The sequence below is a fragment of the Streptomyces sp. NPDC012935 genome (genome assembly GCF_042900345.1).
Taxonomy (GTDB): Bacteria; Actinomycetota; Actinomycetes; order Streptomycetales; family Streptomycetaceae; genus Streptomyces.
On the sequence record NZ_JBIBBC010000005.1, the window covers coordinates 339317 to 364448 of the forward strand.

A 25132-nucleotide genomic window follows, 5' to 3' on the forward strand; every position below is an offset into this window, starting at 1 on the left:
GCATGACGCCCAAAGCAGAAGAAACCAGTGGCCCGCAAGAAGCCAGTGGTCCGCGGCTCGACGAGCGGATCACCGGCGCCCTGGTCGGCGCGGCGGTCGGCGACGCCCTCGGCGGCCCGGTGGAGGGCTACTCACCCGACCAGATCCTTCAGCGCCACGGCGGCCGTGTCCACGGCATCGTCGGCCCCTGGAACGGCGACGCCTGGCGCACGGCCCGCCCCATCGCGCCGTATCACAAGGGCGACGGGCACGTCACCGACGACACGTTGATGACGCATGCGCTGATCCGCGTCTACGGGACGGTCCGCGATCACCTCGACGCGTACGCGATCGCCGAGCACCTGGTCCCGGACCTGATGACGAACCCGCGCTGGATCCCGGAACTCGAGTCGCAGGCCCTCCCTCTGCACCGCATCTTCCTGGCGGAGAAGTGGCTGGTGGCGCGCCTCCACTACGGCCACGTGGACCCGCGTGAGGCGGGCGTCGGCAACATCGTCAACTGCGGTGCCGCGATGTACGTGGCCCCGGTCGGCCTGGTCAACGCGGCCGACCCGAGGGCGGCGTACGCCGAGGCGCTGGACATCGCGGGGGCCCACCAGTCGTCGTACGGCCGTGAGGCGGCGGGCGTCTTCGCGGCGGCGGTGGCAGCGGCGTGCACGCCGGGGGCGACACCGGACTCGGTCGTCACGGCCTGTCTCTCGCTGGCAAGGGACGGCACGCGCACGGCGATCGAGAAGGTCTGCGAAGCGGCAAGCGCCCACAGCGACTTCGAGTCGGCCCTGGCCCCGCTCCGGGAGGCGGTCGCCCCGTACGACACGGTCGGCCCCGACTACCGGCAGCCCTCCCTCGGCGCCCGTCGCCCCTCCCGCCTGCACGCCATCGAGGAACTCCCCGTCGCCCTGGGCATGTTGCTGGTCGCGAACGGTGACTACCGCCAGGCCGTCCTGGGCGCCGTGAACTACGGCCGCGACTGCGACTCCATCGCGACGATGGCCGGCGCCCTGTGCGGCGCCCTGGGCTCACCGCCCCCTCAGGAGTGGTCGAAGACGGTCGCGGAGGCCAGCCGCCTCGACCTCTGGGAACCGGCGCGCACGCTGACCGAGGTGACCCGGGAGATCCACGACCGTGACGTCCGCCGACGCCGTGCCCACGAGGCGGCCTTCACCGCACTGGAGGGCCGAGCATGCTCCGACTGACCTGGGTCCAGCCGGAGGACCTGCTCGGCCACGAACTGCGCCAGGCGGCCCTGGACGGCAGGGAACCGTCGAGGATCGCGGCGAGGTGGACGGCGGCCGGCGGCGGACAGGCCCCGCTGCGGGCGGGCTCGTCTGCCGAGCCCGCGTCGAGATACCTGCGGACACTGGCAAAGGACCTGCTGGACGAACTGGCGGACCTGCCCAGCAGGTTGAAGGACGACGAGCCGACGGATCTGGACAAGATCAAGTCCCGGTGCCCGGACTGGCCGGGCGATACCGGCACGTCCGCAGCACCGCCCGCTCCCACCCGCTACGAGGCCGCCTGGCTCGGCCGGGCCGTCGGCTGTCTCCTGGGCAAGCCCGTGGAAAAGCTCCCCCTGGAAGCCATCCGCCAACTCGCCGGATCCACCGGCAACTGGCCCCTGAGCACCTACTTCACCGCTCGCGGCGTTCCCGAGGAGCTCCTCGCCACCCACCCCTGGAACCGGCGCTCGGCGACCACCTCCCTCGCCGAGAACATCGACGGCATGCCCGAGGACGACGACCTCAACTACCCCCTGCTCAACCTCCTCCTGCTCCAACGCCACGGCAAAACCTTCACCACCACCGACGTGGCCCGCCTCTGGCTCGACGAACTTCCGCCCGGCCGCACGTTCACGGCCGAGCGCATCGCCCACCGCAACCTCCTCCTCGGCATCGAACCCCCGCACACGGCCCGCCACCGCAACCCCTTCCGCGAGTGGATCGGCGCCCTCATCCGCGCGGACGTCCACGGCTGGACCAACCCCGGCGACCCGGCCGCCGCAGCCGAACAGGCCCACCGCGACGCCACCCTCACCCACACCGCCAACGGGGTCTACGCGGCGATGTTCACGGCCGCGGTCATCGCACAGGCGGCGACGGCGACCGGCGCCCAGGACATCCACGCCTGCCTGCGCACCGGCCTCACGGTGGTCCCCTCGAGCTCCCGCCTGGCCGAGGCGATCCGCCACGCCGTCCGGCTCGCCCGGACCCACGAGGACTTCGACACGGTCGTCGACGAACTCCACGCCGCCCACGCGGACACCCATCACTGGGTCCATGCCATCCCCAACACCGCCCTGATCACCGCCGCCCTCACGCACGCGGACGGCGACTTCACCGGCTCCATCTGCCGTGCCGTGTCGGGGGGTTGGGACACCGACTCCAACGGCGCGACCGCAGGCAGCATCGCCGCCCTCCTCGCCGGCACCCCGACAGCCCTCCCCGACCGCTGGACGGCCCCCCTCAAGAACCGTCTCGCCACCTCCGTCGCCGGCTTCAACGGCACCGGCTTCGACACGCTCGCCCGGCTGACGCACGAGCTGACCCACCGACTCACCCCCTTGGAGGCCGCTCACCCATGACCGACATCGTCGTGCTCGGCAGCACGAACATGGACCTCGTCACGTACGTCGAGAAGGCCCCGCAGCGCGGCGAGACCGTGACGGGCCGGGAGTTCCGTACGATCCCCGGCGGCAAGGGCGCCAACCAGGCGATCGCGGCGGCCCGCGCGGGCGGCAACGTCCTGATGATCGGCGCCGTCGGCAACGACGCCTACGGCACCCACCTGCGCTCCACCCTCGAGCACTCCGGCGTGGACACCGACGACCTCCGCACGGCCGAGGGCCCGTCCGGCACCGCGCACATCGTCGTGGACGACGAGGGCGGCAACGCGATCGTCGTGATCCCCGGCGCGAACGGCACGCTGGACCACCTCAGCCCCGGCGACGAGGGCGTCATCGCCTCCGCCGACACGCTGCTGCTGCAGTTGGAGATCCCGCTGGCCGCGGTCCTCGCCGGCGCCCGGGCGGCCCGCCGTCACGGCGTCCGTACGATCCTGACCCCCGCACCCGCCCAGCCACTGCCCGGCGAACTTCTCGCCGCCATCGACCTGTTGGTCCCCAACGAGCACGAGGCCACCACCCTCACCGGCCGCACCGACCCCCGCGAGGCGGCCACCGCGCTGCTCGACCAGGTGCCCGAGGTGGTCGTCACCCTGGGCGCCTCGGGCAGCCTGTACGCCACCCGCGGCGCGGATCCCCTGACCGTCCCCGCCCCGAAAGTCACCGCCGTCGACTCCACCGGCGCGGGCGACACCTTCGTGGGCGCCCTCGCGGTGGCCGTCGGCGAAGGGCGTCCGATGCGGGACGCGCTGAGATGGGCGGCCGAGGCGGCCGCGCTGTCGGTCCAGCGGGAGGGTGCCTCGGTGTCGATGCCGTACCGCCCCGAGATCGAGGAGCGGTACGCGTCATGACCGAGGCATCGCAGGCAAGCCGGGTGACGGAAACAGCCGAGGCCCCCCTGTCCGGCCTCCGCGTCCTCGACCTGGCCACCCTCTTCGCCGGGCCCCTCGCCGCCACGATGCTCGGCGACTTCGGCGCGGAGGTCGTCAAGGTCGAGCACCCCGAGAAGCCGGACCCCTCCCGCGGCCACGGCCCGTCGAAGGACGGCGTCGGCCTGTGGTGGAAGGTCCTCGGCCGCAACAAGCGCACGATCACCCTGAATCTCTCCAGGCCCGGCGGCCGTGCCACCCTCCTGCGCCTGGTCGCCACCGCCGACGTGGTCATCGAGAACTTCCGCCCCGGCACTCTGGAGAAGTGGGACCTCGGCTGGCCGGAGCTCTCCGCCGCCAACCCCCGCCTGGTCCTCGCCCGCATCACCGGCTTCGGCCAGTTCGGCCCCTACGCCCACCGCCCCGGCTTCGGCACCCTCGCCGAGGCGATGAGCGGCTTCGCCGCGCTCACCGGCGAACCGGACGCTCCCCCGACGCTCCCGCCCTTCGGCCTGGCCGACTCGATCGCGGGCCTCGCCACCGCGTACGCCGTGATGACGGCCCTGGCCGCGCGCCGGCGCACCGGCGAGGGCCAGGTCGTCGACATGGCCCTCATCGAGCCGATGCTGCTGGCCCTCGGCCCCCAGGCGACCTGGTACGACCAGCTCGGCTACGTCCAGGAACGCACCGGCAACCGCTCCGCCAACAACGCCCCGCGCAACACCTACCGCACCGCGGACGGCACCTGGGTCGCCGTCTCCACCTCGGCCCAGTCCATCGCCGAGCGCGTGATGCACCTGGTGGGGCGCCCCGACCTGATCGACGAGCCGTGGTTCGCGACGGGCGCCGACCGGGCCCGCCACGCCGACGTCCTGGACAAGGCGGTCGGCGACTGGATCGGCCGCCACACCCGCGTCGACGTCCTCGCGGCCTTCGAGAAGGCGGAAGCGGCGGTCGCCCCGATCCAGGACGTACGGGACGTGATGACCGACCCCCAGTACGCGGCCCTCGACACGATCACCACCGTCGACGACCCCGAACTGGGCCCGCTCCGCATGCAGAACGTCCTCTTCCGCCTCTCCGCCACCCCCGGCACGATCCGCTGGACGGGCCGCCCGCACGGCGCCGACACGGACGAGATCCTCACCGACCTGGGCCTGACCCGCACCGAGCTGGCGGCCCTGCGCGAGGAGGGCGCCCTGTGACGCCCTACCCCCTGACCTGGCTGTACGCCCCCGGCGACCGCCCCCATGTGGTGGCCAAGGCCCTGACGTCCGGCGCCGACATCGTCATCGTCGACCTGGAGGACGCAGTGGCCCCGGACCGCAAGGACTACGCCCGGTCGGCCACCGCCGACCTGCTCGCCGAACCGGAGCACCCCGTCCCCGTCCATGTCCGCGTGAACGCCCTGGACACCCCGGCGGCGGCCAAGGACCTGGAGGCACTGGCCACGCGCCCCGGGCTGTCCGGCATCCGCCTGCCCAAGGTGCGGTCCGCCGACCAGATCGTCCACCTCGCGGAGACCACACCGCCCAGCGCGGGGGGCGCCCCGCCGCTGCACGCCCTGCTGGAGTCGGCCCTCGGCATCGAGCGCGCGTACGCCATCGCCTCCGCCCATCCGTCCCTGCGCGGGATCGCCCTCGGCGAATCGGATCTGCGGGCCGACCTGGGCATCCGGGGCGACGCGGGCCTCGACTGGTCCCGCGCCCGGGTCGTCGTCGCGGCCAGGGCCGCGGGCCTGGCCCCGCCGCCCCAGTCGGTCCACCCCGACATCCGCGACCTGGACGGCCTGGCGGCAACCTGCGCGCACGGCCGTGCCCTGGGTTTTCTGGGGCGTACGGCCATCCACCCGCGCCAGCTCCCGGTGATCGAACGCGCCTATCTCCCCACGGAGGAGGAACTGGAACAGGCGGAGACGATCATCAAGGCGGCGGCGACGAACCGGGGCGCCCAGGCCCTCCCGGACGGAAGCTTCATCGACGCTGCGGTGGTCGCGACGGCGCAGCGCACGCTGTCCCTGGCCCGCCGCGCCTGAACACGCGAAGAGGGCGCCCGGGCAGACCCCGGGCGCCCTCTTCGGCGTACTGCGACCGTCAGCCCTTCTTGGCCGACTCGGCCTCGTCGCCGGCTTCCTTCTTGCTCTCCGCCTCCGAGGTGTCGGAGTCGTCGGAGGCCTCCGAGGCTTGTGAGCGGTCCGAAGAGTCCGCCCCGGCCTTCTCACCGTCGGCCTCGTCACCACTCTCGGCACCCTCAGCCTCACCGGCGGCGTCGGCGGCACCCGGCTCCACGATCTCTTCCCGGCCGGGGCGCTTCTTCGCGGACACCACGAGGTACGTCACCGCCAGCAGGAACACGATCAGCGCGGTCCAGACGTTCAGCCGCAGGCCCAGGATGTGGTGGGCGTCGTCGACCCGCATGTACTCGATCCAGGCGCGCCCCGCGCAGTACGCGGCGACGTACAGCGCGAACGCCCGGCCGTGGCCCAGCTTGAAGCGGCGGTCGGCCCAGATCACCAGCAGCGCGACGCCGATGCACCACAGCGACTCGTACAGGAACGTCGGGTGGTAGGTGCCCGGCACCCGCCCGTCCGTCGAGGACGTGATCTCCAGCGCCCACGGGAGGTCGGTCGGCCGCCCGTACAGCTCCTGGTTGAACCAGTTGCCCCAGCGGCCGATCGCCTGGGCGAAGGCGATGCCGGGGGCGACGGCGTCGGCGTAGGCGGGCAGCGGGATGCCACGGCGGCGGCAGCCGATCCACGCGCCCAGCGCACCGAAGGCGATGGCGCCCCAGATGCCGAGGCCGCCCTCCCAGATCTTGAAGGCGTCCACCCAGTCGCGGCCCTCGCTGAAGTACAGCTGATAGTCCGTGATCACGTGGTAGAGGCGTCCGCCGACCAGGCCGAACGGTACGGCCCAGACCGCGATGTCGGCCACCGTGCCGGACCGCCCGCCCCGGGCGATCCAGCGTTTGTTGCCGAGCCAGACGGCTACGAAGACACCGATGATGATGCAGAAGGCGTAGCCGCGCAGCGGAATGGGACCGAGGTGGATCACCCCGCGCGACGGGCTGGGAATGTAGGCAAGTTCCATGGCAAGGTCGACGCTACCCTGCCGGGCGGCAGCGATGTCGGGCAGCCCGGCTACGGGTCCATAACAGGCAGTGCACGCAAGCGCACTGCCCATCCGGGGTCACCCCTTGGCGGCCTCCTCCACCATCTGCTTCAGCTTGGCCGGGGTCATCGTCTGGTCCTGGTAGATGTTCTTGCCGTTCAGCAGCACCGTCGGGGTGCCGCTGAAGCCGCCCTTCTTGAATGCCTCGTTGGACTTGTCGACCCAGCTGTTGTGGGTGCCGTCCTCGACGCACTTGCGGAAGGCGGGCGTGTCCAGGCCCTTGACCTTGCCCGCGAGCTCCAGGAGCTTGCTGTTCTCGGCGAAGGCGTCGTCGGGCTCGGGGGGCTGGTTCTGGAACAGCACGTCGTGGTACGGCGTGAACTTCCCGGCGTCCTGGGCGCAGGCCGCGGCGTTGGCGGCGTTGCGCGAGCCGGTGCCGCCCATGCCGCCGTCGATGATCGTCGCCAGGTGGTAGTCGACTCTGAGCTTTCCGGAATCCGTCAGCTCATGAATCGTCGATCGGTAGGCCTCTTCGAAGGACTTGCAAGCCGGGCAGCGGAAGTCCTCCCAGACCGTGAGCGTCGACTTGGCGCTCTCCTCGCCGACCGGGATCGCGAGGCCGTCCTTGCCCTGCGCCCCCGAGGGTCCGACGACCGGGCCCGCCGACTCGCTGCTGTCGTCCTTGCCGGCGTTCGCCGCGACGACTCCGATCACCGCCGCGAGTCCGAGGACACAGACGACGCTCGCGCCCACGATCAGCGCGCGGCGCCGCTTGTCGGCGGCCTTCTGCTTCTCACGCTCGACCGCCAGCCGCTCCCGGGCGGTCCGCTTTCCGTCACGATTCTTTTCGCTCACACCCGCAGAACGAACCGGGGAGGCGCTGCGCGCCTCCCCGGCCTCAGGTCCACCCGTTCGAGCGACTCGTACGGAAGACCCTTCGTCTGAAGATGTATTTCGCCGGCGGGAACCTTGCCTACGCCCGCCCGCGCACGCCCTTCGCCAGCTCACCGGCGAGCGTCCGCACGGCCTCGACACCGGCCGCGTCGTCCGGCGCGTCCAGCATCCGCTTGACGAAGGCGGAGCCGACGATCACGCCGTCGGCGAAGCCGGCGACCTCGGCGGCCTGCCTGGCGTCGGAGACGCCGAGCCCGACGCAGACGGAGAGGTCGGTGCCGGTGGCCCGGGTGCGCTCGACCAGGTCCTGGGCCTGCGCGCCCACGGACTCGCGAGTGCCGGTGACGCCCATGAGCGAGGCGGCGTAGACGAAGCCGCTGCCCGCCGCGGTGATCTGCGCGAGCCGCTCGTCCTTGCTGCTGGGCGCCACGACGAAGACCGTCGCGAGCCCGTGCTTCTCGGCGTGCTCCCTCCACAGGGCCGACTCCTGCACGGGCAGGTCGGGCAGGATGCAGCCCGCCCCGCCCGCTTCCGCCAGCTCGGCGGTGAAGCGCTCGACGCCGTAGCGGTCGATGGGGTTCCAGTACGTCATGACGAGGATCGGCTTACTGGTGGCCTCGTGTGCCTCGCGGACGGTCCGCATGACATCCGCGATCTTGACCCCACCCTTGAGGGCGATGTCGTCGGCGGTCTGGATGACGGGGCCGTCGAGGACGGGATCGCTGTGCGGCAGGCCGACCTCGACGACGTCCGCGCCCCCTTCGAGCGCGGCCTTGATCGCCTCGATGCCGCCGTCCACGGTGGGGAACCCCGCCGGGAGGTAGGCGATGAGCGCGGAGCGCCCCTCGGCCTTGGCGGCTTGGAGGGTGTCCGTCAACAGCTGGATGTTCCCGCTCACTTGGCGTCCCCCTCGATCTCGGCGGCGTCGGCGTCCGCGTCGGCGGCGACCTCGGCGTCGGTGTCGTACAGGCCGAAGTAACGGGCGGCCGTGTCCATGTCCTTGTCGCCGCGCCCGGACAGGTTGACGACGATCAGCCCGTCCGTGCCCAGCTCCCGGCCGACTTCGAGGGCCCCGGCGAGCGCGTGGGCGCTCTCGATGGCCGGGATGATGCCCTCGGTCTGCGACAGCAGGCGCAGCGCCTGCATGGCGGCGTCGTCGGTGACCGCGCGGTATTCGCCGCGACCGCTGTCCTTGAGGTAGGAGTGCTCGGGGCCGATGCCCGGGTAGTCCAGGCCGGCCGAGATCGAGTACGGCTCGGTGATCTGCCCCTCGTCGTCCTGCAGGACGTAGGAGCGGGAGCCGTGCAGGATGCCGGGCTCGCCCGCGGTGAGGGTGGCGGCGTGCTCGCCCGTCTCGACGCCGTGCCCGGCGGGCTCGCAGCCGATGAGGCGGACGTCCGTGTCGGGGATGAAGGCGTGGAAGAGGCCGATGGCGTTGGAGCCACCGCCGACGCAGGCGACTGCGGCGTCGGGGAGACCGCCGGCGCGCTCCAGGAGCTGACGGCGGGCCTCGACGCCGATCACGCGGTGGAAGTCGCGGACCATGGCGGGGAAGGGGTGCGGGCCGGCGACCGTGCCGAAGAGGTAGTGCGTGTGGTCGACGTTGGCGACCCAGTCACGGAACGCCTCGTTGATGGCGTCCTTGAGGGTGCGGCTGCCGGACTTCACGGCGATGACCTCGGCGCCGAGCATGCGCATCCGGGCCACGTTGAGGGCCTGGCGCTGGGTGTCGATCTCGCCCATGTAGATGGTGCAGTCGAGGCCGAACAGCGCGCAGGCCGTCGCCGTCGCCACACCGTGCTGGCCGGCGCCGGTCTCGGCGATCACGCGGGACTTGCCCATGCGCTTGGTGAGCAGGGCCTGACCGAGCACGTTGTTGATCTTGTGGGAGCCGGTGTGGTTGAGGTCTTCCCGCTTGAGGAAGATCCGTGCGCCACCGGCGTGTTCGGCGAACCTCGGCACCTCGGTGAGGGAGCTCGGGCGGCCGGTGTAGTTCACCAGCAGGTCGTCGAGTTCCCGGGCGAACTCGGGGTCGTGCTTGGCCTTGTCGTACTCGACGGCCACCTCGTCCACGGCGGCGACGAGGGCCTCCGGGATGAACTTGCCGCCGAAGGCGCCGAAGTAGCCTTCGGGGGTGGGGACTTGACCCTCCGGGTCGGGGATGAAGAAGTCGCTGGGCATGCGTGTACCTCACGGTGAGTTTGTGGAGAGATCACTAATCGCCGTGGGGGCGGGGTTTCGTCAGTCGGCTGCCGGCCGGCTGTGGCTTGTCGCGCTCACGCGGCGGTAGTCGCAAATCAAACAGAGCCCCGCGCCCCTGGAGGCCTGCTGCCATCGACGGCCGTTGACCTGCCCGGGTTCGTCACCGATGACATACCTGACCCTGCGTCCGTGCACGCGGCGTGCCGGTGCGCGGCAGCCCCGGGGCCGGCAGCCGCGCGCCAGGCGGGCGTGCCGGTCCAGTGTGGTCACGGTGAGAGTCATCGGAAGCCAGCCTAGCGAAAGATCAGCTGCGGCCGTGCCGCAGTGCGGGGTGCTCGCCCGCTGCCACCAGGTCGGAGACCGCCGACTTCGGGTCCTTGCCCGTGACCAGGGATTCGCCGACCAGGACCGCGTCGGCGCCGGCGTTGGCGTAGGCGATGAGGTCGTGGGGGCCGCGGACGCCGGACTCGGCGATCTTGACCAGGTTGGCGGGGATCTCGGGCGCGAGGCGCTCGAACGTCCCGCGGTCGACCTCCAGGGTCTTCAGGTTCCGCGCGTTGACGCCGATGATCTTCGCGCCCGCGTCCACGGCACGCTCGACCTCGTCCTCGTCGTGCACCTCGACCAGCGGGGTCAGGCCGATCGACACCGCGCGCTCGATCAGCGACTCCAGCGCCGACTGGTCGAGGGCCGCGACAATGAGCAGGGCGAGGTCGGCGCCGTAGGCCCGGGCCTCCCACAGCTGGTACGACGTGACGATGAAGTCCTTGCGCAGGACCGGGATGTCCACGCGGGCGCGGACGGCCTCGAGGTCGGCCAGTGAGCCGCCGAAGCGCCGCTGTTCGGTCAGCACGGAGATGACGGCCGCGCCGCCCGCCTCGTAGTCCGCGGCGAGCCCGGCCGGGTCGGCGATCGCGGCCAGCGCACCCTTGGAGGGGCTGGAGCGCTTGACCTCGCAGATGACCTTGACGCCGTCGCCCTTGAGCGCGGCAACCCCGTCCTTGGCCGCAGGCGCCTTCGCCGCGCGCTCCTTGAGCTCGTCGAGGCTGACGCGCGCCTGCCGCTCCGCGAGGTCGGCACGGACTCCGTCGATGATCTCGTCGAGCACACTCACGCGAGCGGCCCCCTTCCAGACGGTTGACTGAGAAAGCGGTACGAAACCTATGGTCACTGCGATGGTATCCGCAGGACGGCGTAGGCCTCGCATCCGGTTGACGCCGGTCCCACTACCTGGACGTTCTCCAGTTGATCAAGGGTGGAGCCAGCCACCGAACGGCAGGTTCCGGACAAGGGTGAAGACCAGCACCAACGCGCCCGCTGCCCACAGCTGCACCGGCCCGAGACCGATCCTGAACGGCCGCGCGCGCACCGCATGGACCACCCAGACGGTCCACACCACGGCGAAGAGCCCGTAGCCGACGACGGCCAGCGCGTTGTCCTGGAGTGCCGCGACGAAGTCCCCGTGGGCGACGGCGTGCGCACTGCGCAGCCCTCCGCAGCCGGGGCAGTAGATGCCTGTGAGCTGCAGGAGCGGACAGGCGGGGTAGTGGCCGGGCTCGTTCGGGTCGACGGCACCGACGTACGCGAAGGCGCCGAGGACGGCCGCGAGACTGCCGGCCGGGGCGGCCAGCCGCCCGAGCACACCCCCTGTGCCGGGCCGCGTCACCCTCTGGCTGTTGGCGTTCACACCATGCATTGTGCCCGCACACGCGTGAGGGGCGCCCACCGCGCCCTGTTCGGCGCCGGGTCGCCCCTCAGCGAAGTCGTACGCGTGTCAGCTCTCGACGCTCGCCGGCTCGCGCTGCTGCTCCATGAGCGCCTCGTGCGCGTCCTTGGGCTGTCCGAGGCCCATGCCGCGCATGATCCAGCCGACGACGCCGCCGAGGGCCACGACACCCAGGCCTGCCCAGAAGCCCGCAGGCTGGGCCAACACCATGAAGGCGCCCGAGACGCAGAAACCGATGAAGGCGATCGTGACACCGGTCCAGGCGGCCGGGGTGTGACCGTGGCTGCTGCCCGCCATTGCTTGCTCCTCGTTGCTGTGTACGTGTCGTACGTGGTTGAGCCGGTCGCTCGCAGTCATTGTCCCGCACGCGTGCGCGTGCGGTGATCGGGGGTCTCGGCGCGCCCGGACGGGTCTCAGGCTCCGGTCGGGTCCTCGCCGCGGTCGAGGGCCTTCCACAGCTCCTCGGGCCGCTCGGGGTCGGCGGCCGGGGCCTTCCTGCCGCGCGGCCGGGGTGCGCCGGAGCGCTCGTAGCGGCTGGACATGCCGGGCCACAGCCGGCCGTAGCGCAGGGCCAGCAGCCCCGCGAGCAGGATCAGGGCGCCGCCGACGGCCGCGACGTACGGCCAGCCGGTGTGGGTGAGCCCCTGGACGGTGGCCGAGGTGTCGCCGGAGGCCTGCGCGGCCTTCTCGTCCAGCGCGGAGCTGTCGGAGGCGCCGAACAGGGCCGCGGCGACGGTGCCGGCGCCGGAGAGCGCGAGCAGTGCGGCGACCATGAAGCGGCCGGCCCGGCGGACGGCGAAGACGGCGACGAGTGCGGCGAGCCCCACTATGGCCAGGGCCGCGGGGACGCCCGTGACGTCGCTGCCCTTGGCGGTCAGGGGGAACGCGCCGCCGGGCACCATCGCGGTGCCCTCCGACCAGAGCTGCCGGGTGGAGAGCAGCGCCACGGCCGCGCCGAGCGCACCGCACAGCAGGGCGACGGCGAGGCTCATACGGCCGGCCCGGGCGGAAGCCGGGGCATCGGAACGGGGAGGAGGAACGACAGTCACGTACCCCACTATCACCCGAACCCCGAACGATCAGACACCCGGGGTTCAGGTGATGGCCGCCACCCGGGTTCACGGACGGCGGCCGCGAGGGGTCATTTGAGCCGGTTCGCCGTGTGTACGGCCCGCAGTACGGCAGCGGCCTTGTTGCGGCACTCGGTGTCCTCGGCGACGGGGTCGGAGTCGGCGACGATGCCCGCGCCCGCCTGGACGTACGCGGTGCCCTCCCGCAGCAGGGCCGTGCGGATCGCGATGGCGGTGTCGGAGTCGCCCGCGAAGTCGAGGTAGCCGACGCAACCGCCGTACAGCCCCCTTCTGGACGGCTCGAGTTCGTCGATGATCTGCATCGCACGCGGCTTGGGCGCGCCGGAGAGGGTGCCGGCCGGGAAGCAGGCCGTCAGGACGTCGAAGGCCGTGCGGCCCGGTGCGACGCGGCCCGTCACCGTCGAGACGATGTGCATCACGTGGGAGTACCGCTCGATGGACATGAAGTCGACGACCTCGACCGAACCCGGCTCGCAGACCCGCCCCAGGTCGTTGCGGCCCAGGTCGACCAGCATGAGGTGCTCGGCGCGCTCCTTGGGGTCGGCGAGCAGTTCGTCGGCGAGGGCCTGGTCCTCCTGCGGGGTCGCCCCGCGCCACCGGGTGCCGGCGATGGGATGGACCATGGCCTGTCCGTCCTCGACCTTCACCAGGGCCTCGGGGGACGAGCCGACGACATCGAAGCCGTCGAACCGGAACAGGTACATGTACGGCGACGGATTGGTCGCCCTGAGGACCCGGTAGACGTCCAACGCGCTTGCCGTGCACGGCGTTTCGAAGCGCTGGGAGGGGACGACCTGGAAGGCCTCGCCGGCCCGGATGCGCTCCTTGATGTCCTCGACGGCCTCCTGGAAGTCCTCGCCGCCCCACAGGGCGGTGTACTCGGGGAGCTCGGAGGGCGGCAGCACCGCCGGGGGCTGGGCGACCGCGCGCGAGAGGTCGGCCTGCATGGCGTCGAGGCGGGCGATCGCGTCGGCGTAGGCCTCGTCGACGCCCGTGTCGAGGTCGTTGTGGTTGATCGCGTTGGCGATCAGCAGGACGGAGCCCTCCCAGTGGTCCATGACGGCGAGGTCACTGGTGAGCAGCATGGTCAGCTCGGGCAGCTTCAGGTCGTCCCGCTCGCCGGGGCCGATCTTCTCCAGGCGGCGCACGATGTCGTAGCCGAGGTAGCCGACCATGCCGCCGGTGAAGGGCGGCAGGTTCAGGTCGTGGGCGAGGTCGCGGGGGGTGTGCAGGGCCTCGATGGTGGCGCGCAGGGCGGCGAGCGGGTCGCCCTCGGCGGGGACGCCGACGGGCGGGGCGCCGAGCCAGTGGGCCTGTCCGTCGCGCTCGGTGAGTGTCCCGGCGGACCGGACACCCACGAACGAATAGCGGGACCAGGACCGGCCGTTCTCCGCGGACTCCAGCAGGAAGGTGCCGGGGCGCTCGGCGGCGAGCTTGCGGTAGAGCGCGACCGGGGTGTCGCCGTCGGCGAGAAGCTTGCGGGTGACCGGAATGACGCGGCGATCGGTGGCCAGCTTGCGGAACGTCTCGAGGTCCATGGCGGCTGACCCTACTGATCCGTGGCCGGTGCGCCGGAACCGGTACCGGGAGCGCCGGCTGCGCCGTCCTTGAGCAGCACGTCCTCGTCGAAGCAGGTACGCGCGCCCGTGTGGCAGGCCGCGCCCACCTGGTCGACCTTGACGAGCACGGTGTCGGCGTCGCAGTCCAGGGCCACGGACTTCACCCACTGGAAGTGGCCTGAGGTGTCGCCCTTGACCCAGTACTCCTGGCGGCTGCGCGACCAGTAGGTGCAGCGGCCGGTGGTGAGCGTGCGATGCAGTGCCTCGTCGTCCATCCAGCCGAGCATGAGCACCTCCCCGGTGTCGTACTGCTGGGCGATGGCAGGCAGGAGTCCGTCCGCGCTGCGCTTGAGGCGGGCGGCGATCTCGGGGTCCAGCGGACTGGGCTGACGGGGCGTGCTGGTGGTCATGCATGCCATTGTGCCGCGCGCGACTGACAGTGACGGCCCGCTGTCCATTGGGCGGACCCGGTACGCGGTCGTAGGCTGACTCCATGTCGACTTTCGCCAAGCGTGAACGACTTCTCCTGGCCGACCTCTTGGAGGCCGAGGGCCCCGAGGCTCCCACCCTCTGCGAGGGCTGGACGACCCGCGATCTGGCCGCGCACGTGGTGGTGCGCGAGCGCCGCCCCGACGCTGCCGCCGGCATTCTGATCAAGCCGCTCGCGCCGCGCCTGGACAAGGCGATGGCGGAGTTCGCGGCCAAGCCGTACGAGGAGCTGATCCAGCTCATCCGCACCGGTCCGCCGCGCTTCTCGCCGTTCCAGCTCAAGCAGATCGACGAGGCGTCCAACACGCTCGAGTTCTACGTCCACACGGAGGACGTCCGCCGCGCCCGGCCCGACTGGACGCCACGCGAGCTCGACCCGGTCTTCCAGGACGCCCTGTGGTCCCGCCTCGAGCGCTCCGCCCGCCTGATGGGCCGCACCGCACCCACCGGCCTGGTGTTGCGCCGCCCCGACGGCCAGACGGCGGTCGCCCACCGCGGCACCCCGGTCGTCACGGTGACGGGCGAGCCTTCCGAGCTGCTGCTGTTCTCCTACGGCCGCCAGAGCGCCGCGAAGGTCGAGCTGGACGGCGACGAGGACGCGATCGCCAAGCTGCACGAGACGAAGCAGCTCGGGATCTAGCCGGGACTCGGGAAGCGGCTCACGGTCCGCGCCGGGCAACGAGGCAGCTCCGCCCGGCGCAGGTCGCCCGCGCGCAGGAGGCCCGCCCGCAGGCCGCCCGCGCCGTCGGTACGGGGGAAGGTCAGCGGGGCTACCCCGAGGCTGAAGAAGTTCGCCACGGACGTGACCCGGCCGACGTACGCCCGGTCGGACTCGGCCTGCAGCAGCGCCCCGCACAGGACGCCGCTCAACCCGGAGACCAGCCCGACGGACAGAGCAATGTCGCCGGCAGGCTGGTCCGCGCCGGTCAGCGAGGCAGCTCCGCCCGGCGCAGGCCGCCCGCACACAGGCCGACGGCGCCGCCGAGCCCGCAGACCAGCGCGCTGGCGACGAAGACCGGGCCGGTGCCCCACACGCCGATCGCGGCGCCGGTCAGGGGGAAGGTGAGCGGGGCGACGCCGAGGCTGAAGAAGTTCGCCACGGACGTGACCCGGCCGACGTACGCCCGGTCGGACTCGGCCTGCAGCAGTGCCCCGCACAGGACACCGTTCAACCCCGAGATCAGGCCGATGGACAGGGCCACGGCGACGGCGGTCGCGACGTTCGGCACGAAGGCCAGGGAGCCGATCGCCACCGCGCTGACCACGCCGGACACGGACAGCACGAGCCCCGCGCGCGGGACGCGGCCTCGGGTGGTGAGGAACAGCGAGGCCGCTCCCGCGCCCGTGCCGAACCCGGCGAGCACCCAGCCGACTCCTCCGGCTCCCCAGCCGCGTTCGTCGGCGAGCAGGGTCAGGCCGACGTTCAGCGGGCCGACGAAGCCGAGGTCGCTGAGCGCGATGACGGCGATCAGCGGCAGCAGGACGCGGTGGCCGCGTATGTGGCGCAGGCCGCCGGTCAGGTCGCTCCAGGCGCTGCCACGCGCGTGTGCGTCGTCCGTGGGCTGCTTCGCCACCCGGAGCGCGATCAGCAGCGGCAGGGAGGCCGCGAACAGCAGCCCGGCCAGGCCGAACGCCCCCGCGGTGCCCCCGAGGGCCACGCCGAGGCCGCCGAGCGGCGCGCCGACGACGTTGGCCAGCCGGACGGCGAGGCCCCGCATGCCGTGCACGCGGGCGAGCTGTCCGCGTCCGGTGATCCGGGTCGGCAGGGCACCCAGCGCGGGCATCATCACGGCGTCGACCGCCCCGAAGACCAGCGCCAGAGCGGCCAACGGCCACAGTCCGGGCCGGCCGACGAGCAGCAGTACGGCGACCGCGAGGACCGCCGCGCAGCGCACGGCGTCGCTGCTGATCAGGACCCTGCGCGGGCCGAACCGGTCGGCGATCACTCCCCCGCCGAGCATCAGCACGGCCCGCGGCACCGCGCTCAGCGCGGTGACCAGGCCGGCCTGGGCGGGCGTACCGGCCTGCACGGCCGCCCAGGACAGGGCGAGGTAGTAGACGTTGTCGCCGACGGCCGACGAGGCGTACGCGCCGAGCCAGCGCAGCACGTTGGGATCGCGGTGGGCGGCCCGCTCCGCCCCGGCGGCGGTCGCGGAGCCGGTCTGCGTCGAAGTCACGTCGGTCCTCTCAGGGCCGGAACGGGAACGCGTACGTGTGCACCGCGACGTTCTCGCGGCCCTCGGTGTCACCGGCGGCGTCGGCGGCCCGGGCCTGCTCGCTGTACCGGCGCAGGAGAGCCAGCAACTCCTTGTTCAGCTCGGCCAGGTCGTCCGCCGTGAGCCGCAGGACGGACTCGGAGGACGCGGCGGCCCGGTTCCACTCGGGGCTCCAGTGGGCGCGCTCGTCGAGCCAGCGCCGGTACATGTCCGTGCGCTGCTCGGCGAAGAGCCGGCTCGCCGCGGTGTGCGCGGCCGCCTCCTCGGGGGCGTCACGGAAGTCCTCGTCGCGGATGCGCACACCGTCGGAGGCGGGCCGCCACCAGCGCTCGCGCCCGTCGGCGGTCTGCGGCTCGGCCTCCTCGATGAGTCCGTGTTCGGCGAGCTTGCGCAGGTGGTAGCTGACCAGCGACACGGCCTCGTCGACCTGTTCGGCGAGCTGTGAGGCGGTGGCGACCTGGGCGATCGTCAGCCCTCGGAACAGCTTCATCCGCAGCGGATGGGCGAGCGCCTTGAGGGTGCCCAGGTCAGTGATGCGGCGGTCTCTCTCCTTGTCCATCATGCCCTCACCGTAGATACAAAAGAAAAATTGCACAATTAATATTGCGCAAGTTTCCTTTCGCATCTGGTCGCGAGAAAGCCCCGGCCGCTTCCAGCACGGCCGGGGCTCAGCCCGAGGTCAGCGGACGGGGTGTCCCGCCGTCCGCAGCGTCTCCTTCACCTCGCCGATCCGCAGATCCCCGAAGTGGAACACCGACGCCGCCAGCACCGCGTCCGCCCCCGCCTCGATGGCCGGGGGGAAGTCGGTGAGCTTGCCGGCGCCGCCGGAGGCGATCACCGGGATCGTCACGTGCTTGCGTACGGCCTGGATCATCTCCAGGTCGTAGCCGTCCTTCGTGCCGTCCGCGTCCATCGAGTTGAGCAGGATCTCGCCGGCGCCCAGCTCGGCCGCGCGGTGCGCCCACTCGACGGCGTCCATGCCGGTGCCGCGTCGGCCGCCGTGCGTGGTCACCTCGAAGGTGCCCTCGGGCGTGCGCCGCGCGTCGACCGACAGCACCAGCACCTGCCGCCCGAACCGCTCGGCGATCTCCCGGATCAGCTCGGGGCGCGCGATGGCGGCGGTGTTGACGCCCACCTTGTCCGCTCCCGCCCGCAGCAGCTTGTTCACGTCCTCGGCCGTGCGGACCCCGCCGCCGACCGTCAGCGGGATGAACACCTGCTCGGCGGTGCGGCGCACCACGTCGTAGGTCGTCTCGCGGTTGCCGGACGACGCGGTGATGTCCAGGAACGTCAGCTCGTCGGCGCCCTCGGCGTCGTACACCTTGGCCATCTCGACGGGGTCGCCCGCGTCGCGCAGGTTCTGGAAGTTGACGCCCTTGACGACCCGGCCGTTGTCCACGTCCAGGCAGGGGATGACTCGGACCGCCAGGGTCATGAAACCGGCTCCTCCAACGTCCTTCTGAATGCTTCTATTTCCACTTCGACCAGGATGCGCGAGTCCACGAACCCCTCGACGACCAGCAGCGTCGAGACGGGGCGCACGGCGTCGAAGAACTCCTTGTGGGCCCGGCCCACGGCCTCCACGTCCCGCGCGTGGGTCAGGTACATCCGCGTACGGACCACGGACCCGGCGTCGAGCCCGAACTCACCGATCGCCTCGATGGCGTTGGCGAAGGCCACCTTGGCCTGTTCGTACGGGTCGCCCTCGCCGTACAGCACGTCGCCCTTGAAGGACGTCGTGCCCGCGACCAGGACGCGGTCGCCCGCCGCCACGGCACGTGCGAAACCGAAGGACTCTTCCCAGGGACTTCCGCTCTGCACGCGCCGTACGGCATCGGACGTCATGACGAGACAACCTCCAGGGCCTCTTCCAGGGTGAACGCCTTCGCGTACAGGGCCTTCCCGACGATGGAGCCCTCGACACCGAGGGGGACCAGCTCGGCGATGGCCCGCAGGTCGTCCAGCGACGAGACCCCGCCGGAGGCCACCACCGGGCGGTCCGTCGCGGCGCAGACGTTCTTCAGCAGCTCAAGGTTGGGGCCCTGGAGCGTGCCGTCCTTGGCGATGTCCGTGACGACATAGCGGGCGCAGCCCTCGTTGTTGAGGCGCTCCAGCGTCTCGTAGAGGTCGCCGCCGTCACGGGTCCAGCCGCGACCGCGCAGGGTCGTGCCGCGTACGTCGAGACCGACGGCGATCTTGTCGCCGTGCTCGGCGATGACCTTGGCGACCCACTCGGGGGTCTCCAGTGCGGCCGTGCCGAGGTTCACGCGGGTGCAGCCCGTGGCGAGCGCGGCGGCGAGGGAGGCGTCGTCGCGGATGCCGCCGGACAGCTCGACCTTGATGTCCATCGCCTTCGCGACCTCGGCGATCAGCTCGCGGTTGTCGCCGGTGCCGAAGGCGGCGTCCAGGTCGACAAGGTGCAGCCACTCGGCGCCCGAGCGCTGCCAGGCCAGGGCGGCCTCCAGAGGCGAGCCGTAGGAGGTCTCGGTGCCGGACTCGCCGTGCACGAGGCGGACGGCCTGGCCGTCGCGGACGTCTACGGCGGGGAGGAGTTCGAGCTTGGCCATGTCTCTACAGGGTTCCGATCCAGTTGGTGAGCAGCTGCGCTCCGGCGTCGCCGGACTTCTCGGGGTGGAACTGCGTGGCCCACAGGGCGCCGTTCTCCACGGCGGCCACGAAGGGCTTGCCGTGCGTCGACCAGGTGACCTGCGGCGCGGTCATCAGCGGGTTCTCGGTCTCCAGGGTCCAGTCGTGGACGGCGTAGGAGTGCACGAAGTAGAAGCGCGCGTCCGCGTCCAGCCCGGCGAACAGCTCGGAGCCGGCCGCCACGTCCACGGTGTTCCAGCCCATGTGGGGCACGATGTCGGCCTGCAGCGGCTCGACCGAGCCGGGCCACTCGCCGAGGCCCTCGGTCTCGACTCCGTGCTCGATGCCGCGCGCGAACAGGATCTGCATGCCGACGCAGATGCCCATCACGGGGCGCCCGCCGGACAGCCGTCGCTCGACGATCCAGTCGCCGCGGGCCTCCTTCAGGCCCTGCATGCAGGCGGCGAACGCGCCGACGCCCGGTACCAGCAGACCGTCGGCGTTCATGGCCTTGTCGTAGTCACGCGTGATCTCGACGTCGGCTCCCGCGCGCGCGAGGGCGCGTTCGGCGGACCTCACATTGCCGAAGCCGTAGTCGAAGACCACGACGTTCTTGTTGCTCAATTCCACACCTCCAGCCTCAGGACGCCGGCCACGAGACACATCGCGGCGCCTATGGAGAGCAGCACGATGAGGCTCTTCGGCATCTGCTGCTTGGCGAAGGAGATGATGCCGCCGACCAGGAAGAGGCCGACGACGATCAGGATGGTGGACAGCCCGGTCATCGGTTACAGCGCACCCTTCGTCGAGGGAAGGATGCCCGCCGCGCGCGGGTCCCGCTCGGAGGCGTACCGCAGGGCCCGCGCCAGCGCCTTGAACTGGCACTCGACGATGTGGTGGGCGTTGCGCCCGTACGGCACGTGCACGTGCAGCGCGATCTGGGCCTGAGCGACGAAGGACTCCAGGATGTGCCGGGTCATCGTGGTGTCGTACTCGCCGATCATCGGCGCCATCTTCTCGGGCTCGGTGTGCACGAGGTAGGGGCGGCCGGAGAGGTCGACGGTGACCTGGGCGAGCGACTCGTCCAGCGGGACCGTGCAGTTGCCGAAGCGGTAGATCCCCACCTTGTCGCCGAGCGCCTGCTTGAAGGCGGCGCCCAGCGCGAGGGCGGTGTCCTCGATGGTGTGGTGCGAGTCGATGTGCAGGTCGCCCTCGGTCTTCACGGTCAGGTCGAACAGACCGTGCCGGCCGAGCTGGTCGAGCATGTGGTCGTAGAAGCCGACGCCTGTCGACACGTCGACCTTGCCGGACCCGTCGAGATCGATCTCGACGAGGACCGAGGTCTCCTTCGTCACCCGCTCTATGCGGCCTACGCGGTTCATGCGCTCTGCTCCTTCGGGGGTGTGGGGGTGTCCCCCACAAAACGCTGCAAGTCACGTACCGCGTCGAGGAACGCGTCGTTCTCTTCGGGGGTTCCGGCGCTGACCCGCAACCACCCGGGGATGCCGTTGTCCCTGACCAGGACGCCCCGGTCGAGGATCTTCCGCCAGGCCGCGTGCGAGCCGCCCGCGTCGTCGAATCGCCCGAACTGCACGAAGTTCGCGTCCGACTCGACGACCTCGTAGCCGGTCGCCCTCAGCTCGGTGACCAGCCGGTCCCGCTCGGCCTTCAGCTGCTCGACGTACTTCAGCAGCGTGTCGGTGTGCTCCAGGGCGGCCAGCGCGGTCGCCTGGGTGACGGCCGACAGGTGGTACGGCAACCGTACGAGCTGGACGGCGTCCACGACCGCCGGGTGCGCGGCGAGATAGCCGAGGCGCAGGCCGGCGGCGCCGAAGGCCTTCGACATCGTCCGGGAGACGACGAGATTCGGCCGACCTTCGATGAGCGGCAGCAGCGAGTCGCCGTGGCTGAACTCGACGTACGCCTCGTCGACCACGACCATCGAAGGCTTCGCCGCCTGCGCGGCCTCGTACAGCGCGAGGACCGTCTCGCGCGGGACCGCGTTGCCCGTGGGGTTGTTGGGGGTGGTGATGAAGACGACGTCGGGCCGGTGCTCGGCGATCGCCTTCTCGGCGGCCGTGAGGTCGATCGTGAAGTCGTCGCTGCGGGGGCCGGAGATCCAGCCGGTGCCCGTGCCGCGCGAGATGAGGCCGTGCATCGAGTACGACGGCTCGAAGCCGATCGCCGTACGGCCCGGTCCGCCGAAGGTCTGCAGCAGCTGCTGGATGACCTCGTTGGAGCCGTTCGCCGCCCACACGTTGGCCAGGCCCACCTCGTGACCGGACGTGTCCGTCAGGTACTTGGCGAGCTGCGTGCGCAGCTCCACGGCGTCCCGGTCGGGGTAGCGGTTGAGGTTGCGGGCCGCCTCACGCACCCGCTCGGCGATCCGCTCGACCAGCGGTTCGGGCAGCGGGTAGGGGTTCTCGTTGGTGTTCAGCCGTACGGGGACGTCCAGCTGGGGCGCCCCATAAGGGGACTTGCCGCGCAGCTCGTCCCGCACGGGGAGATCGTCGATGCGTACGTCGCTCACTTGCTCTCGGGTACCTTCCAGCCGAACCTGGCCTTGATCGCCGCGCCGTGCGCCGGCAGGTCCTCCGCCTCCGCCAGCGTGACCACGTGATGCGCGACCTCGGCCAGCGCGTCCTTCGTGTAGTCGACGATGTGGATGCCGCGCAGGAAGGACTGGACGGACAGGCCCGAGGAGTGGCAGGCGCAGCCGCCGGTGGGCAGCACGTGGTTGGAGCCGGCCGCGTAGTCGCCGAGCGAGACCGGCGCCCAGGGGCCGATGAAGATCGCGCCGGCGTTGCGCACCCGGTCGGCCACGGCGGCCGCGTCGGCCGTCTGGATCTCCAGGTGCTCGGCGCCGTACGCGTCGACGACCTTGAGGCCCTCGTCGACGCCGTCGACCAGGACGATCGCGGACTGCCTGCCCTTCAGGGCCGGGACGATCCGGTCGTCGATGTGCTTGGTGGCCGCGACCTGCGGCTCCAGCTCCTTCTCCACCGCGTCCGCCAGCTCCACGGAGTCGGTGACGAGGACGGCGGCGGCGAGCGGGTCGTGCTCGGCCTGGCTGATCAGGTCGGAGGCGACGTGCACCGGGTCGGCGGTGGCGTCGGCCAGGACCGCGATCTCGGTCGGGCCCGCCTCGGCGTCGATGCCGATCTTGCCGGTGAAGTAGCGCTTGGCGGCGGCGACCCAGATGTTGCCGGGGCCGGTGACCATGTTGGCGGGCGGGCAGGACTCGGTGCCGTACGCGAACATCGCGACGGCGGTCGCGCCACCGGCCGCGTACACCTCGTCGACGCCGAGCAGCGCGCACGCGGCGAGGATCGTCGGGTGCGGCAGGCCGCCGAACTCGGCCTGGGCCGGGGAGGCCAGCGCGATCGACTCGACCCCGGCCTCCTGAGCGGGCACCACGTTCATGATCACGGAGGAGGGGTAGACGGACCGGCCGCCGGGCGCGTACAGCCCGACGCGGTCGACCGGCACCCACTTCTCGGTCACGGAACCGCCCGGCACGACCTGGGTCGTGTGCGACGTACGGCGCTGCTCGCGGTGGACGAGACGGGCGCGGCGGATGGACTCCTCCAGGGCCGCGCGCACGGCCGGGTCGAGTTCGGCGAGAGCCTTGTCGAGCGCCTCGGCGGGCACCCGCACCTGGTCGAGCCTGACCCCGTCGAACTTCTCCGCGAAGTCGATCAGCGCCGCGTCGCCTCGATGATGCACGGCCTCGCAGATCGGACGCACCTTCTCCAGGGCGGCCGAGACGTCGAAGTCGGCTCGGGGCAGCAGGTCGCGCAGGGCGGGGCCCTCGGGAAGGGCGTCGCCGCGCAGATCGATTCGGGAGATCACGGGCTCAATTCTCTCAGACCCGCGTCCGGCACTGTTCGCGCGTATCAATGGCTGATACAGAACCCTCCAGGAACCCGGAAGATCACCTTCACGTCTAGCGTTCGGGGCGTCACTCAGCGGGCATTGAACGGTTGTACGAAACCCGTGAGTAGCCAATGCGGAGCCAGTGGAACCAGCGGAACCAAGGGGGATGGACGAGACGTGACCGAAGGCGCCGGCCTCCGCGACGGAGACCTGCCGGACGACCTGCCGAACGACCTGACCGCCGCCGAACTCGGCATGTGGCAGGCCTTCCGCAACGGCAGTGTGTACGACCTGAGCAGCGGCGACACCGTCGTCGACGATCCGCACGGCGGGCATCCCTGGGGAGACGAACGGACGGTACGCGCACGTATCGTCTGCTGGCTGCTGCTGGACGGCCCGCCCGCCCTGGCCGGGCGTGTCTCCTCGCTGAAACTGGTCGGTGTACGGATCAGCGGCACGATGGACCTGGCGGGCGGCACGGTGGAGCCGTACGTCGAGATGCGCCGCTGCCGCTTCGACCGGGAGATCCTGCTGCCGGAGGCCCGGTTCACGACCCTGCGGCTGGTGGACTGCGCGGTGCCGCGCCTGGAGGCCGCCCGCGTGAACACCGAGGGCGACCTGCACCTGCCGCGCTGCCGCTTCCACAACGGCGTTCGGCTCACCGACGCCCACATCGGCACGGATCTGCTGCTCAACCAGGCGATCGTCTACCGCGACCGCAGCGGCCGCTCGATCGCCGCTGACGGCATCAGCGTCGGCCAGGACCTCCAGGCCGAGATGCTGGAGTCGCACGGTGAGCTGAGCCTGCGCGGCGCCAGCATCGGCGTGTCGCTGAGCCTGCGGGGCGCGCGGCTGGTCAACCCGTACACCCGGCTCGCGCTGAACGCCCCGCAGCTGACCGTCGGGCGCACGCTGTATCTGACCCCGGCGGGCGTCGGCAGCAGCCCGCTGCTGAGCGGCCGCACCCCCGCGCGCGGTACGCGCATCCAGCGGTTCGAGTGCCAGGGCGGGGTGCGCCTGGACGACGGGCGGTTCGGGGACGCGGTCGACCTGGAGCGGGCCCGGTTCACCTTCACGGACGAGCAGGAGCTGTCCCTGCGCCGCATCCAGACGCCCGAGCTGCGCTTCCTCGGCGAGCGGGCGGAGCGCGGCGGCGTGGTGCTGTCCGGGGCTCGGGTCGTCAACCTGATGGACCGCGCCGACGCCTGGCCCGGCCCCGGCCGGCTGCACATGGGCGGCTTCCAGTACGAGAACCTGGTGCCGCGCGGCCCGTTCCCGCTGGAGCGGCGGCTGGAGTGGGTGAACGCCGCGACCGCCGAGTACAACCCGGAGCCGTACGAGCGGCTGGCCACCGTGCTGCGGGCCGGCGGCGAGGACGAGGACGCGCGCGAGGTGCTCCTCGCCAAGCAGCGCCGCCGCCGCGAGACGCTGCCGCCGGCGGCCAAGCTCGTGGGATACGCCCAGGACTGGATGGTCGCGTACGGCTACCGGCCGGGCCGGGCAGCGGTGTGGATGGCAGTGCTCTGGGCGGCGAGTTCGGTGGCCTTCACCTACGCCGACCCACCGCCGCTCAAGGGCGGCGAGCATCCGGCCTGGAACCCGACCCTGTTCGCCCTCGACCTGCTGCTTCCGGTGATCGACCTCGGTCAGGTCGGCTTCTGGCAGCTGAGCGGCGCCTGGCAGTGGCTGGCCGCGGCGATGATCCTGCTGGGCTGGATCCTGGCGACGACGGTGGCGGCGGGAGCGACACGGATGCTGCGCCGGAGCTGAGACCGCTGAGGCCGATGAGCATGATGTGACTGCAGGGCCGAAGATATAGATGTCGGACAGTTGTTGAACAGTACACCTTTACCTGTTCTTGACCTGACGGCGTACAACTTTCCACGTCTTGCCC

General features: G+C 71.6%; 29 protein-coding genes. 7 read left to right on the forward strand and 22 right to left on the reverse strand.

Annotation, left to right across the window (positions count from 1 at the left end; translation table 11 throughout):
- Positions 1–2 precede the first annotated feature (2 nt).
- Genes ACFY5C_RS15720 through ACFY5C_RS15740 form a run of 5 tightly spaced genes read left to right on the forward strand, consistent with a single transcriptional unit; the run spans position 3 to position 5524 of the window.
- On the forward strand, positions 3–1196 hold the full coding sequence (locus ACFY5C_RS15720; RefSeq protein ID WP_389444620.1) for an ADP-ribosylglycohydrolase family protein: 1194 nt from the start codon (positions 3–5) through the stop codon (positions 1194–1196).
- Positions 1184–2581, forward strand: coding sequence for an ADP-ribosylglycohydrolase family protein (locus ACFY5C_RS15725; protein ID WP_389444622.1), 1398 nt, complete (start codon positions 1184–1186; stop codon positions 2579–2581). The genes ACFY5C_RS15720 and ACFY5C_RS15725 overlap by 13 nt, the downstream gene beginning before the upstream one ends.
- Positions 2578–3471, forward strand: a complete 894-nt coding sequence (gene rbsK / locus ACFY5C_RS15730; protein WP_389444624.1) for a ribokinase — start codon at positions 2578–2580, stop codon at positions 3469–3471. The genes ACFY5C_RS15725 and rbsK overlap by 4 nt, the downstream gene beginning before the upstream one ends.
- The gene (locus tag ACFY5C_RS15735; protein WP_389444626.1) at positions 3468–4694 is read left to right on the forward strand and encodes a CaiB/BaiF CoA transferase family protein; all 1227 of its coding nucleotides are present in this window, start codon (positions 3468–3470) and stop codon (positions 4692–4694) included. Before rbsK ends, ACFY5C_RS15735 begins: the two co-directional genes overlap by 4 nt.
- Complete coding sequence (locus ACFY5C_RS15740; RefSeq protein WP_389444627.1) at positions 4691–5524, forward strand: HpcH/HpaI aldolase/citrate lyase family protein; 834 nt, start codon at positions 4691–4693, stop codon at positions 5522–5524. Before ACFY5C_RS15735 ends, ACFY5C_RS15740 begins: the two co-directional genes overlap by 4 nt.
- Positions 5525–5582: 58 nt before the next feature.
- On the opposite strand, the gene lgt is transcribed toward ACFY5C_RS15740, so the two are convergent.
- From lgt to hisI, 11 genes are all read right to left on the reverse strand, one after another.
- On the reverse strand, positions 5583–6578 hold the full coding sequence (lgt, locus tag ACFY5C_RS15745) for a prolipoprotein diacylglyceryl transferase (protein ID WP_389444628.1): 996 nt from the start codon (positions 6576–6578) through the stop codon (positions 5583–5585).
- 99 nt (positions 6579–6677) lie between these two features.
- The gene (locus tag ACFY5C_RS15750; protein WP_389444630.1) at positions 6678–7454 is read right to left on the reverse strand and encodes a DsbA family protein; all 777 of its coding nucleotides are present in this window, start codon (positions 7452–7454) and stop codon (positions 6678–6680) included.
- A 118-nt stretch (positions 7455–7572) separates the two neighbouring features.
- Positions 7573–8391: a tryptophan synthase subunit alpha gene (gene trpA, locus ACFY5C_RS15755; RefSeq protein ID WP_389444632.1), complete on the reverse strand. Its 819-nt coding sequence runs from the start codon at positions 8389–8391 to the stop codon at positions 7573–7575.
- Positions 8388–9674: a tryptophan synthase subunit beta gene (trpB, locus tag ACFY5C_RS15760; RefSeq protein ID WP_389444633.1), complete on the reverse strand. Its 1287-nt coding sequence runs from the start codon at positions 9672–9674 to the stop codon at positions 8388–8390. The genes trpA and trpB overlap by 4 nt, the downstream gene beginning before the upstream one ends.
- Positions 9675–9734: 60 nt before the next feature.
- Positions 9735–9977, reverse strand: a complete 243-nt coding sequence (gene trpM / locus ACFY5C_RS15765; protein WP_389444635.1) for a tryptophan biosynthesis modulator TrpM — start codon at positions 9975–9977, stop codon at positions 9735–9737.
- A 22-nt stretch (positions 9978–9999) separates the two neighbouring features.
- The gene (trpC, locus tag ACFY5C_RS15770; protein WP_389444637.1) at positions 10000–10809 is read right to left on the reverse strand and encodes an indole-3-glycerol phosphate synthase TrpC; all 810 of its coding nucleotides are present in this window, start codon (positions 10807–10809) and stop codon (positions 10000–10002) included.
- Positions 10810–10944: 135 nt separating this feature from the next.
- Positions 10945–11391: a DUF2752 domain-containing protein gene (locus tag ACFY5C_RS15775; RefSeq protein WP_389444638.1), complete on the reverse strand. Its 447-nt coding sequence runs from the start codon at positions 11389–11391 to the stop codon at positions 10945–10947.
- A gap of 78 nt (positions 11392–11469) precedes the next feature.
- Entirely contained in the window at positions 11470–11718 is a 249-nt protein-coding gene (locus tag ACFY5C_RS15780) for an HGxxPAAW family protein (protein WP_389444640.1), read from the reverse strand.
- A 116-nt stretch (positions 11719–11834) separates the two neighbouring features.
- The gene (locus ACFY5C_RS15785) at positions 11835–12479 is read right to left on the reverse strand and encodes a TIGR02234 family membrane protein (RefSeq protein WP_389444641.1); all 645 of its coding nucleotides are present in this window, start codon (positions 12477–12479) and stop codon (positions 11835–11837) included.
- An 83-nt stretch (positions 12480–12562) separates the two neighbouring features.
- A complete protein-coding gene (locus ACFY5C_RS15790) occupies positions 12563–14050 on the reverse strand; it encodes an anthranilate synthase component I (RefSeq protein ID WP_389444643.1) in 1488 nt (495 codons plus the stop codon).
- Between the two features lie 11 nt (positions 14051–14061).
- The gene (gene hisI, locus ACFY5C_RS15795; protein WP_389444645.1) at positions 14062–14490 is read right to left on the reverse strand and encodes a phosphoribosyl-AMP cyclohydrolase; all 429 of its coding nucleotides are present in this window, start codon (positions 14488–14490) and stop codon (positions 14062–14064) included.
- A 74-nt stretch (positions 14491–14564) separates the two neighbouring features.
- On the opposite strand from hisI, the gene ACFY5C_RS15800 reads away from it, so the two are divergent.
- The gene (locus ACFY5C_RS15800; RefSeq protein ID WP_389444646.1) at positions 14565–15200 is read left to right on the forward strand and encodes a TIGR03085 family metal-binding protein; all 636 of its coding nucleotides are present in this window, start codon (positions 14565–14567) and stop codon (positions 15198–15200) included.
- Here the strand turns inward: ACFY5C_RS15800 and ACFY5C_RS15805 are convergent.
- The 11 genes from ACFY5C_RS15805 to hisD all read right to left on the reverse strand — a co-directional run bounded on the left by ACFY5C_RS15805 (position 15197) and on the right by hisD (position 23214).
- Positions 15197–15526, reverse strand: coding sequence for a hypothetical protein (locus ACFY5C_RS15805; RefSeq protein WP_389444648.1), 330 nt, complete (start codon positions 15524–15526; stop codon positions 15197–15199). The two genes, ACFY5C_RS15800 and ACFY5C_RS15805, sit on opposite strands and share 4 nt — an antisense overlap.
- Positions 15487–16737: an MFS transporter gene (locus tag ACFY5C_RS15810; RefSeq protein WP_389444649.1), complete on the reverse strand. Its 1251-nt coding sequence runs from the start codon at positions 16735–16737 to the stop codon at positions 15487–15489. Before ACFY5C_RS15810 ends, ACFY5C_RS15805 begins: the two co-directional genes overlap by 40 nt.
- A 10-nt stretch (positions 16738–16747) precedes the next feature.
- Positions 16748–17335, reverse strand: coding sequence for an ArsR/SmtB family transcription factor (locus ACFY5C_RS15815; protein ID WP_389444841.1), 588 nt, complete (start codon positions 17333–17335; stop codon positions 16748–16750).
- 120 nt (positions 17336–17455) lie between these two features.
- Entirely contained in the window at positions 17456–18211 is a 756-nt protein-coding gene (hisF, locus tag ACFY5C_RS15820) for an imidazole glycerol phosphate synthase subunit HisF (protein ID WP_389444651.1), read from the reverse strand.
- Complete coding sequence (locus tag ACFY5C_RS15825) at positions 18208–18621, reverse strand: RidA family protein (RefSeq protein ID WP_389444653.1); 414 nt, start codon at positions 18619–18621, stop codon at positions 18208–18210. Before ACFY5C_RS15825 ends, hisF begins: the two co-directional genes overlap by 4 nt.
- Positions 18618–19343: a bifunctional 1-(5-phosphoribosyl)-5-((5-phosphoribosylamino)methylideneamino)imidazole-4-carboxamide isomerase/phosphoribosylanthranilate isomerase PriA gene (gene priA / locus ACFY5C_RS15830; RefSeq protein WP_062719041.1), complete on the reverse strand. Its 726-nt coding sequence runs from the start codon at positions 19341–19343 to the stop codon at positions 18618–18620. The genes ACFY5C_RS15825 and priA overlap by 4 nt, the downstream gene beginning before the upstream one ends.
- Positions 19344–19347: 4 nt before the next feature.
- A complete protein-coding gene (hisH, locus tag ACFY5C_RS15835) occupies positions 19348–19992 on the reverse strand; it encodes an imidazole glycerol phosphate synthase subunit HisH (RefSeq protein WP_362378253.1) in 645 nt (214 codons plus the stop codon).
- Entirely contained in the window at positions 19983–20147 is a 165-nt protein-coding gene (locus ACFY5C_RS15840; RefSeq protein ID WP_389444654.1) for a hypothetical protein, read from the reverse strand. Before ACFY5C_RS15840 ends, hisH begins: the two co-directional genes overlap by 10 nt.
- Before the next feature lie 3 nt (positions 20148–20150).
- On the reverse strand, positions 20151–20744 hold the full coding sequence (gene hisB, locus ACFY5C_RS15845) for an imidazoleglycerol-phosphate dehydratase HisB (protein WP_030951295.1): 594 nt from the start codon (positions 20742–20744) through the stop codon (positions 20151–20153).
- Entirely contained in the window at positions 20741–21892 is a 1152-nt protein-coding gene (locus ACFY5C_RS15850) for a histidinol-phosphate transaminase (RefSeq protein ID WP_389444656.1), read from the reverse strand. The genes hisB and ACFY5C_RS15850 overlap by 4 nt, the downstream gene beginning before the upstream one ends.
- A complete protein-coding gene (gene hisD / locus ACFY5C_RS15855) occupies positions 21889–23214 on the reverse strand; it encodes a histidinol dehydrogenase (protein WP_389444658.1) in 1326 nt (441 codons plus the stop codon). Before hisD ends, ACFY5C_RS15850 begins: the two co-directional genes overlap by 4 nt.
- 201 nt (positions 23215–23415) lie before the next feature.
- On the opposite strand from hisD, the gene ACFY5C_RS15860 reads away from it, so the two are divergent.
- Positions 23416–25008 (forward strand): oxidoreductase, encoded by a 1593-nt coding sequence (locus ACFY5C_RS15860; protein ID WP_389444659.1) that lies wholly within the window; start codon positions 23416–23418, stop codon positions 25006–25008.
- The last annotated feature ends 124 nt before the right edge of the window (positions 25009–25132 follow it).